The sequence below is a fragment of the Ramlibacter sp. genome (assembly GCF_041916345.1).
Taxonomy (GTDB): Bacteria; Pseudomonadota; Gammaproteobacteria; order Burkholderiales; family Burkholderiaceae_C; genus Ramlibacter.
On sequence record NZ_JAYRZR010000144.1, the window covers coordinates 1 to 6,169 of the forward strand.

Sequence of the window (6,169 nt, forward strand, 5' to 3'; positions counted from 1 at the left end):
CCGATCGCACGCCCGGGCTGCTGACGCAGTTGCTGCGCGAGTTGTTCGAGCCCATGGAGGCCGTGCTCGTGGAGCGCAACGTGAGCGCCACCCGTGTGTCGGGCGACGGCTCCACGCTGATCGTCCCGGTTCCCGAACTGGCGGGCGACGCCGTACCGGCTGGCCGATCCATCGTGATCCGCTTCGCCAATCGCGGGCGACGATTGTTCACTCGCGAAGACGCACGGCTGACCGATCGTGTCGTCGAACAGCTGCGGCGCGCCGTGGCCTTCGACAAGGCTGTCGAGCAAGGGCGCAGTGAGGAGCGCGCGCGGCTCGCGCAGGACCTGCACGACGACATCGGTGCGCGGCTGCTCACGCTGATGTACAAGGCCCAGTCGCCCGAGATGGAAGAGTACGTGCGGCACACGCTGCAGGACCTGAAGACGCTGACCCGCGGCCTGGCGGCGCCGAACCATCGCCTGTCGCATGCCGCCGCCGAGTGGAAGGCCGACCTGGCGCAACGGCTGACGGCGGCCCATGTGCAGCTCGACTGGAACTTCGAGTCGGACGATGACATCCTCCTGTCCGTGGTGCAGTGGTCGGCGCTGACGCGGGTGTTGCGTGAACTGGTCAGCAATGCCATCGCGCACGCACGGGCGACGCGCGTCGACGTGGAGTTCTCGCTGCGCTCGGGCCGGCTCGAGCTGATCGTCGGTGACAACGGCGAAGGCCGCAATCCGCGCGCCTGGTCGCATGGCCTGGGGCTGGGAGGCGTGCGAAAGCGGGTCAAGCAGCTCGGCGGCGAGGTCGAATGGCGCGAACTGGAGCCGCGCGGCATCGTTTGCCAGGTGACCCTGCGGGACTTTTCGCCGCGGCCCTGAGTCGCGGGCCTCGCCATGAAAAAGCCGGGCGCTGGGCCCGGCATTTTCAGGATCTGGTGGGGTGGCTGATGGGAACCAAAACGGCGACGTAAGCTGTTGATCTCACTGAGAAACCTGCAGAGAAACATCGAACTGTTCCCCCATCTGTTCCCCTTGTCCTGGCGGGACGTCATGAGATCGCCAGCCGCTTGCATTCTGGTGCGGTCCTGGCGCCATCGCAATGGCTCGCCAACGTGCATCACGCCTCTTCAGCGTCAACCGGCGAGCCATGAAGCGCCCGCCGTTCAGGGCGCTGCGAACGGCGCCGACTGCAACTCTCGCTGCCACAGCGCCTGCACCACGCGGTCGGTGCCGCGCGCCAGGTGGTAGCGGTAGGTGTTGAAGGGCAGACCCAGTTCTTCCGCCACGCGCTCTTGGGAAGCGCCGGGGTCCAGCCAGGTCAGCCGCAGCGCGTGGTGGAACTTGGCGTCGGCCGGGTGTTCGGCCAGGGCCTGCACGGCCTGGTGCAGATGCTCTCGCAGCGCGCCCACGCGCGCCGCCGCGTCGGGGCCGGCCAACCATTGGCAGCCCAGCAGTGGGTTGGCCGCCAGCTTGTCCTCGCGTGCGTAGTGGCGCAGCGCGTCCTTCACCGCCGCGGTGAAGGCATCCTTGCCGAGCACGGGCCCACCGCCGCCCTGCCCTGGCGCTGGCAAGGCCCGCCATTCAGGCGGCACCGGCTCGGCCACGTAGTCGCGCGCGAACACGCCCCATTCCTCGTCGCCCAGGCGGTGGTCCAGCGCCGGCACGCGGTGAGCCCAGTTGATGCGGGTGAAGCTGCGGTAGACCGTCTCCATGCCCGCGGGTTCGGCGTGGGCCAGCAGCGTCCACTCGGCATCGGGCTCGAGCAGCGCGCGGCGCGTCACGCGCATGGCGCCCAGCGAGAAGGCGGCGTTCGGCACACCCGCAACGGTCTCGTCCATCGTCAGCCGGGCAAGCCAGACCGAGCCGCACGGCCGCGGCGCACGCGTGGCCTGCACATGGCGCCACGCGGCAGCGGCCAGCGGGTCACCTGCCAGCGCCTCGGCGCTCACCCGGGTGAGCTCGATGACCAGCAACGCGCCGGCAAAAGCGCCGTCGTGCCGACGCACGACGACGAACGAGTCCGGCGCCGCCTGCAGCCAGTGGCGCACCAGCGCCACCGCCGCCTCGCCGTGCCGCACCCGGGCCAGCGCCTCGATGCGCGGCGGGTCGGCCTGCGCGTCCATGGCATCCAGGCGGTGGCGCTCGACCGCGGCGTGGTCCAGGTAGGGTCCGGCGCGCGTGCGGCGCATCAGGAAGAGCCAGTCCTTCAGCAGCCGCGCGGTCTCGTCGCTGCCCACGCGGGCCAGGCGTCGCACGGTGTGCTGCATGGCGCGCAGGCGCAGGCGGTCGATCTCGTCCGGGTCGCGCGCCGACCAGGCAGCGGCGAAGCTCTCGCGCACGAAGTCGTGCACCTGCACGTGCAGGTCAGCCGCCTCCACGAAGGGCAGCGTGCGCAGCCAGCCCAGCAGCGCCGGCGCCGCGGCCGCATCCACCACCTCAGAAAGCATCGGCAGGTTCACGGTGCGGGCGACGATGAGCAGATCGAAGGCGTTGCGGCGCAGCGGGTCTTCCAGCTCCACGGCAAAGCGCGCGAGCAGTTCGCGCACCAGGGCCTCGCCCTCGGGCGCAGCGGGCAGCGCGGCTCCGCGGCCATGGCGCTCGGCATCGGCCAGCAGGGCCAGCAGCAGCGGGTAGCCACGGCCCTGGGACAGCAGATGCAGCGGCACGGCGCGGCCTGGCAGACGCGCGGCCAGGTAGTCCTGCGCGTCAGCCTCGCTCCAGGGCAGCAGGCGCGTCACGGCCGCCACGGCAGACCAGCCCGCATCTAGCCGCCACTGGGGGTCGGCCGGCGTGCGGCCGGCCAGCACCACGATCACGTCGGCAGGGTAGCGCGGCAGTTCCTCGTCGCGCAGCCAGGTCTCCAGCGCGACGATGGCCTCGAAGGTGTCCACCAGCAGCACGCTGCTGGGTGGCGGCAGGCTGCCACCATCCGCATGCAGCACCGCCGCCATGGCCTGTCGCCAGCCCTCGGGCGTGGCCGGCACGTGACGCGCGTCAAGCTGAAGCACGATACGCTCGCTGGCCTCAGCCTCGCGCGCCAGCTCGCGCAGTAGCGTGCTCTTGCCGATGCCCCCCGGCCCGTGCAGGAACCACACCGGCTCGGCCACGCCGCGCAGCATGCGCATGAAACGCGCGCGCTCCTCGGCGCGGCCGACGAAGTGCGCCCTCCGTGCCGCCGCCAGGCGGTCGGCCAGCGTTACCGGGCGCGGTGCGGGCGGGCTCATCACCGCCATCATCGCGGATGCGGACGCAGCCGCACCGGCATGCGGCTGGGCATCATCGTGAAGGCGTTGATCTCCTCGATCTGCGCAGGGTCGCAGGCAAGCTCCATCTCGAACTGCGCCAGCAGCATCGACAGCACCAGCCGCATCTCCACCGTGGCCAGGTGCCGGCCGGGGCACACGCGCGGCCCGGCACCAAACTGCAGGAAGGCGCGGGAGTCGTGCGCGCACTCGCGGGCCCAGCGCTCGGGGTCGTATCGCTGCGGCTCGGGGTAGCGCGCGGGGTCGGTGAGCGCAGGCCGGTTGATGAAGAAGAGCTTGGTGCGCGCAGGCACGGCGATGCCGGCGACGGTGGTGTCACGCAGGGTCTCGTAGCCGTTGAAGGGCACCACCGGCCGCAGGCGCAGCGCCTCGAAGGCCAGGTGTTCGAAGCCGGCCAGCGCGTGCACCGCCTCGTGCCGCGGGCACACGGGCGCAGCGCCCAGCACGGCCCGCGCGCGTTCGCGCCAGCGCTGCTGCAGCGGCGGATCAGCCGCCACGTACAGCAGGGTCCAGGCCAGGCTGTGCGCGCTGGTGTCCTCGCCGGCCAGCAACAGTGTGATGACGTTGGCCACCACGTCGGCATCGCTCAGGCCCAGCGCCTGCTGCTGCAGGAGCATGGCTTCCAGCGCATGGCGCGGCGCCGATGGGTCGGCGGTGGACAGCTGCGCGCGGGCGTCGGCGATGCAGGCGCGGGCATGGGCATGCACGGCGGCCAGCGCGCGATCGACACGCCGGTCCTGCGGCAGGGGCAGCCACTTCCAGTAGGAGAAGGGCGTCATCACGCGCTTCATGAAGGCCGGGAACAGCAGCGCCAGGTGCCGCTGAACGCGGTCGCCTTGCGCGTCGTCGATGGTGTTGGGGTCACGGCCGAAGGCCAGTGCGCTGGTCACATCCACCGTGTAGCGCTTGAGCTCGTCGGTCATCTCCAGCACCTCGCCAGCGGCCGCGGCGCGCTGCCAGCGCGCTTGCAGACGCTGCGTGATGCCGGCCAGCGTGCCGAACCAGCCCTTGAAGTGCGTGGCATTGAGCGACTGCATGATGAGCCGGCGCTGCGCCTGCCAAGCCTCGCCTTCCACCGAGAACAGGCCGTTGAAGCCCATCTCTGCGGCCACTGGCTGGATGCGCCCGCCGCGCGAGAAGCCGTGCGGCCGCTCGCGGCTGAGCTGCTGCGCGAGTTCGGCATCGTCGAACACCATCACGCGATAGCCCGGGCCCAGCTGCATCCGGTAGGGTGTGCCGAGCTCTCGCGCCCAATGCTCGAAGGCCAGGTGCGAGCGCAGCGGGTCGAAGCCCGGCAAGTGGCCCAGCAGGGGCCAGCCGGGCGGGCTGGGCAGGTCGTGCCAATGACGCTCAGGAGCGGTCTGCGGCAGGGCTGCGGGCGGGTGGGCGATCGGGTCCATGGCGGCGCGGCGGGCGTTGTGAAGCCGGCATCGTTACCAAGGTGGTCAATGGGCGCCAGCCGAAGTTCTGCCGAATCAGCCATGCCCTCACTGCAGCGGCACGCCCATCTCCCGCACGAGCCGCGGCACGGTAGCCAGTTCTCGCTCCAGCGCCGCGCGGGCCTGCTCGGGCGTGTTCAGCACCGGCTCGAAACCGCCGATGGTCAGCAGCGAGCGCAGCGGCGCGCTGGCGATGATGGACGCCATCTCGCGATGCAGCGTCTCCACCACCGCGCGCGGGGTGCCGGCGGGGGCGGCCAGCGCCATCCACAGGCGGAACTGGAAGATGTCGTCGTTGAAGCCCTGCTCGGCGAACGTGCGCGCCTCTGGGAAGGCCGCGATGCGACTGGTGCCGGTGACGGCAATGACCTTGAGCTTGCCAGCCTGCACGAAGGGCGCAAAGGCCGGCGCCACACCGAAGGCCACGGTTACGCGCTGGCCTACCAGATCCTGCGTCATGGGCGCGAGGCCGCGGTACACGGCATGCACCGAGTCGGCCCCCAGGCGGCGATTGAGCAGCCATTCGGCGGCCAGATGCGCATGGGTGCCCTGCCCCCAGGAGCCGTAGCCGAACCGACCTCGCTGCTGCCACGCGTAGGTCGACAGGCCTGCCAGATCGTCCACCTGCACGCCGGCATGCACCGCCAGCACCAGCGGCAGGCTGCCCACCTGAGTGACGAGCGTCAGGTCACGCAGAGGGTCATAGGGCAACTGTTTGAACGTGGCGGTGTTGTTGACCAGCATGTCCGAGCTGGCGGCCAACAGCGTGTAGCCGTCGCGCGCGGCCTTGGCCACCGCATCGGTGCCGATGACGCCGGCCGCGCCACCCTTGAAGTCGGTGATGAAGGGCTGCCCCAGACGCTGGCCGAGTTGCTCGGCGATGGCGCGCACGATGGCGTCGCTGGGCCCGCCGGGCGGGAAAGGCACGACGATGGTGACGGGCTTCGCGGGGTAGACGGTATCTGCCGCCAGGGCCATGCGCGGCGCGATGCCCCCGAAGGAAAGTGCGAGGCCGGCGAGCAGTTGCCGTCGTGAGTTGTGGTGCATGTCGGGCTCCAGTGATGAGCCCAGAAGTCTCGGTAGGCCGGTCGGGCCGTGCCATCCGGAACGCTGCCCAAACCGTGCTCATCGGGCGGGCCGTTGGCGACTGACGCCGGCACCATGGCCCAAACGCCTCAGGGTGCGCTGCCCGTCGACCCGGTTCGGGCTGATGGCGAAAGCCCCCGCCCAATGCCGCGCTTTCGACTCGTCGAAAGCGATGCCGGCTCTGATCATTCGAGCTGAATCGAGCTCCAACGACAACGGCCCCTCACCTTGCGATGAGGGGCCGCTGGAGGGGCTGTGCCCGGCGTTACTTGGGGTGGCTGATGGGATACAAAACGGCGACCTAAGCTGTTGATCTCATTGGGAAACGCGGCGGGATCAATAGATCCGTTCCCCCACTTGTTCCCCTACCCCGACCGGGATGTCTTGAGACCATCAA

General features: G+C 70.5%; 4 protein-coding genes. 1 reads left to right on the forward strand and 3 read right to left on the reverse strand.

Going from position 1 to position 6,169, the window contains the following annotated elements:
- Positions 1–863, forward strand: an 863-nt coding sequence (locus ACE3T5_RS20720; protein WP_374670006.1) for a sensor histidine kinase, incomplete at its 5' end; no start/stop codon positions are given.
- Positions 864–1,147: 284 nt separating this feature from the next.
- On the opposite strand, the gene ACE3T5_RS20725 is transcribed toward ACE3T5_RS20720, so the two are convergent.
- The 3 genes from ACE3T5_RS20725 to ACE3T5_RS20735 form a co-directional block, all read right to left on the reverse strand.
- On the reverse strand, positions 1,148–3,208 hold the full coding sequence (locus ACE3T5_RS20725) for an AAA family ATPase (protein ID WP_374670007.1): 2,061 nt from the start codon (positions 3,206–3,208) through the stop codon (positions 1,148–1,150).
- Between the two features lie 8 nt (positions 3,209–3,216).
- Positions 3,217–4,647: a cytochrome P450 gene (locus ACE3T5_RS20730; protein WP_374670008.1), complete on the reverse strand. Its 1,431-nt coding sequence runs from the start codon at positions 4,645–4,647 to the stop codon at positions 3,217–3,219.
- An 87-nt stretch (positions 4,648–4,734) separates the two neighbouring features.
- The gene (locus ACE3T5_RS20735; RefSeq protein WP_374670009.1) at positions 4,735–5,733 is read right to left on the reverse strand and encodes a Bug family tripartite tricarboxylate transporter substrate binding protein; all 999 of its coding nucleotides are present in this window, start codon (positions 5,731–5,733) and stop codon (positions 4,735–4,737) included.
- Positions 5,734–6,169 lie beyond the last annotated feature (436 nt).

Excerpts from the sequence above, each read along its gene's own strand:
- ACE3T5_RS20730 (WP_374670008.1), bottom strand. The coding sequence starts at position 4,647 with ATGGACCCGATCGCCCACCCGCCCGCAGCCCTGCCGCAGACCGCTCCT.
- ACE3T5_RS20735 (WP_374670009.1), bottom strand. The coding sequence starts at position 5,733 with ATGCACCACAACTCACGACGGCAACTGCTCGCCGGCCTCGCACTTTCC.
- ACE3T5_RS20725 (WP_374670007.1), bottom strand. The coding sequence starts at position 3,208 with ATGAGCCCGCCCGCACCGCGCCCGGTAACGCTGGCCGACCGCCTGGCG.